The sequence below is a fragment of the Phenylobacterium sp. genome (assembly GCF_030697925.1).
GTDB lineage: Bacteria > Pseudomonadota > Alphaproteobacteria > Caulobacterales > Caulobacteraceae > Phenylobacterium.
Genome location: NZ_JAUYOJ010000176.1, coordinates 1 through 3296, shown reverse-complemented (window position 1 = coordinate 3296; position 3296 = coordinate 1). Strand labels below are relative to the sequence as shown.

6 protein-coding genes are annotated in these 3296 nt (G+C 67.8%); 3 read left to right on the top strand and 3 right to left on the bottom strand.

The features are described from left to right. Together Q8Q88_RS17265 and Q8Q88_RS17260 are read left to right on the top strand one after the other, a co-directional pair. The coding region (locus tag Q8Q88_RS17265; RefSeq protein WP_305676418.1) for a hypothetical protein at nt 1–185 on the top strand (185 nt) is incomplete at its 5' end. 105 nt (nt 186–290) lie between these two features. Continuing rightward, complete coding sequence (locus tag Q8Q88_RS17260) at nt 291–623, top strand: UrcA family protein (protein WP_305676417.1); 333 nt, start codon at nt 291–293, stop codon at nt 621–623. On the opposite strand, the gene Q8Q88_RS17255 is transcribed toward Q8Q88_RS17260, so the two are convergent. Next, complete coding sequence (locus tag Q8Q88_RS17255; RefSeq protein WP_305676416.1) at nt 620–1240, bottom strand: TetR/AcrR family transcriptional regulator; 621 nt, start codon at nt 1238–1240, stop codon at nt 620–622. The two genes, Q8Q88_RS17260 and Q8Q88_RS17255, sit on opposite strands and share 4 nt — an antisense overlap. 39 nt (nt 1241–1279) lie before the next feature. On the opposite strand from Q8Q88_RS17255, the gene Q8Q88_RS17250 reads away from it, so the two are divergent. After that, nucleotides 1280–1717 carry a tautomerase family protein gene (locus Q8Q88_RS17250; RefSeq protein WP_305676415.1) on the top strand — a complete coding sequence of 146 codons (438 nt, stop codon included), beginning with the start codon at nt 1280–1282 and terminating at the stop codon, nt 1715–1717. A 189-nt stretch (nt 1718–1906) separates the two neighbouring features. Here the strand turns inward: Q8Q88_RS17250 and Q8Q88_RS17245 are convergent, their stop codons facing one another. Beyond that, on the bottom strand, nt 1907–2407 hold the full coding sequence (locus Q8Q88_RS17245) for a RidA family protein (RefSeq protein ID WP_305676414.1): 501 nt from the start codon (nt 2405–2407) through the stop codon (nt 1907–1909). 20 nt (nt 2408–2427) lie between these two features. Further along, nucleotides 2428–3296 (bottom strand): FAD-dependent oxidoreductase (locus Q8Q88_RS17240; protein ID WP_305676413.1); only part of this gene is annotated, 869 nt, incomplete at its 5' end.

Sequence of the window (3296 nt, the reverse complement as noted above, 5' to 3'; positions counted from 1 at the left end):
CGACCGCCCGGCACGAACGGCTCGATCCGCGCCCACTGATCGTCCCGAAGAACCTCGCCTTCCAACACACCCTCCAAAGAGAAGCGTTGAATCAGAACAGCGCCAGTCAGGGAATCCTAAATCGTCACTACCGCCTAGTCTCGGAAATCGCCGCCAAGCCCGAAAGCGGCGCTCCGCGGAAATAACCGCGATACGCCAGAAAATAAGGCGCGGAACGTGGTCCGGCGGACATCGGACGCCTATCTTCCAAGCAATGCCGGCCAACCGGCGGCAAACCTTGGGAGCACGCCATGAAGATCATCCTCAGCGCCCTGGCGCTCACCCTGGCCATCCCCGCCGCCGTCCAGGCGGCCCCGGCCTTCGAGATCACCGCCTCGGTCGCCGCCCGCCAGGGCGGTCTCGACCTCAACAGCACGACCGGCGCGGCGCTCATGCTGAAGCGCCTGGATCGCGCGGCCCTGGCCGTCTGCGGCGCGTCCGACTTCAGCCTGCGCGAATATCAGCGGGCGGTCCGCGACACCGCCTGCTATGGCGCGGCCATGGACAACGCCCTAGCCAGCCTTGACGCTCCCCTGGTCAGCGCCGCCTATCGCGCCCACGGCGCGGGCCTGGCGTCGAACTAGTTCCGCCCGACGGGCCCGTCCGGCAGCTCTTCAAGCGCCGCCTTGAGGTTGGCCTCGAGAAGCTCCGTCGCTAACGGATGATCGTCCGGCACGGCCCGGGACAGCATGACCGCGCCAACCATTCGCGCCACGAGGCCTACCGCCTGCGCGCGGCGGCCGTCGTCGCCCAGCGCCGCCTCGATGGAGTCAATCATGCTGTCCAGGCCCTCGGCGAAGGTCGCCCGGACCGAGGGCGACTGACGCCTCACGTCCCCAGCCAGCGCGGCGGCGGGGCATGCCTTGCCCGGCGCGTTCCGCGCGGCCTCGGAGAGATAGCCGCGGAGCAGTTGCGGCAGGTCCCGGGCTCGCCCGCGCTCCTGCGCCATCGCCGCCCAGGCGCTCTCCAGCGCCTCGCGCGCCAGCGCCTCCTTCGATGCGAAGTGATTGTAGAAGCCGCCATGGGTGAGGCCCGCGGCCTTCATCAGTTCCGGCACGGCCACCCCCTCAAATCCATGCGTGCGAAAGAGTTCGGACGCGGCGGTCACGACCCGCTCGCGGTTCTCACGCACCTTCTCCCGACCGATCCGCATGGCCTCGACCTCTTGACACCTACGCGACCCAATGATGATGCTCATCATCATTGGGGTCAAGCCCGCCTCGCAGCCAGGAGCCAGATGATGCCGCTTTGGAAGTTCTACCACCCGGTGGATGCGTTCTCGGACGAGGACAAGAAGGCGATCGCCGAGCGGATCACCGCCGTCTATCGCGCCCTTCCGAAGTTCTACGTCGGCGTGGTCTTCCAGGAGATTCCGAGCGCGTCCTTCTATGTCGGGGGAGAGCCCGCCGACGATTTCGTCCGCATCTGGGTGGACCATATCGCCAGGCAGTTCAGCGACGAGGCGCTCAAGGGTCGCTTCCTCGCCGCCATCGGCCAACTTCTTGCTCCCTACATCGCCGACCGGGGGCTGAGGTGGGAGATGCATATCGACGAGACCCCGTTCAGCCTCTGGTCGATCCAGGGCCTGCGGCCGCCAATGCCCGACACGCCCGCCGAGAAGCGGTGGTCAGCCGAGAACAAGGCCACGCCCTACGAGGTCGACGCGGCCCCGGCCTGAGGCTGCTGCGGGGCGTCGCACGCCCGAATCGAATAGGCGATCGCATATGGCGCTTTCACCTCCTCTTCCCATTCATGGGGAGAGGAGGTGAGCGCCGCAGGCTCCGAGCCATATGCAATCGCCCTGCCCCGAATCGAAAGGGCGGCCCAGCCCCCCCGGACCGGACCGCCCCGCTCAGGCGCTCGCGGCTTACTTCTTCGCGCGCGCGGCCTGGACCTCGATCTCGGCCAGCATGCCCGGCATCACCAGGCCGGTGATCTGCATGGTGATCCGCGCCGGCTTGTTCGGCTGGGTCGCCGTGCCGAAGGCCTCCTTGTAGGACTCCATCATCCCGGCGAAATCCATCTTGCCGCCCTTGGCCGGGTCGCCGACCAGGAAGACCCGCATCATCACCACGTCGCCGAACGAATAGCCCTGGGCCTTCAGGATGCCGTCGATGCGCTTGAGGATGCCCGCCACCTGGGTCTTGGTGTCGCCGAACTCCATCGGCGTGCCGGCCGGCGCGCCCTCGTTGAGCACCGGCGGGGTGATGCCGCTGACATAGAGGGTCTCCGAACCGGCCGGGACCAGGACGGCCGACGAGATCGCCGAGGTCGGCGCCCCGATGTGTGTGTTCTGCGCCAGGGCCGGGGCGGCGAAGCCCGCCAGGGCGAGGCCGGCGATCAGGGCCGGGATGAAGGTCTTGCGCATGGATGTCTCCGGTAGAGGGGTCAGGCCGCGGCCGCGGCGGGCGTCTTGGACTTCGTTCGGTCCTGGGGCGTCACGGCTACGCTTTGTCCCACCCGGTTGGCGATGAAGCCGATGGTCCGGTGAGCAGAAAGCACCGCGCCCTCCTGCCAGCCAGGCATCTGGCTGAGATGGGCGCCGGAAAAATAGACGCGGCCCTTGGGCTCCTTGTTGAGGAGGACATAGGCGGGGTCCTCGTTGCGCCCCTCCTGCCCCCCGCGGCCGCCATATGCCGGCCACGGTCCCAGATTGAACGGTATCTTGCTCCAGTTGACCACCACAGGTTTCTCCAGCTCGGCCTCGTGGCCGGGATGCAGGCCGGCGATCACGCTCTTGGCCACCGCGATCTGGTCGCCCAGCGGCCGCTCGGCGAAGGCCTTGGCCCGCGGGCCCGAGCCGTAGCAGGCCAGCAACATCCCGCGCTCGGTGTGCAGGCCGTTGGACGGATACCAGACCAGGTTGGTCTCTCCGCCCACGAAGGAGATGCCGCCGTAGATCTGCTCCTTCTCCCAGAACCGGGGCGCCTCGAAGCCGATCTTGTTGGAATAGTCGCCGGGCACGCTGGCGATCGCCGCCTTGACGTCGGGCGCGAAATTGGTGTCGATCTTGGCCAGCACGTTCAGCGGGATGGTGACGATGGCGAAGTCCGCCGACACCACCTGCCGCGCGCCGCTCACCCGGTCGCGATAGGCCACCGCCACCCCGCCGCGGCTGTCGCGGATCTCCAGCACCTCGGCGTTCTTGATCACCGGGCTCTTGATCGCCCGCTCGAACCCGACGGCGATCTGGTCCATGCCGCCCACCGGCTGGAACATGGTGGCCTGCATGTAGATCTGGTCTTCGAACAGCGTCG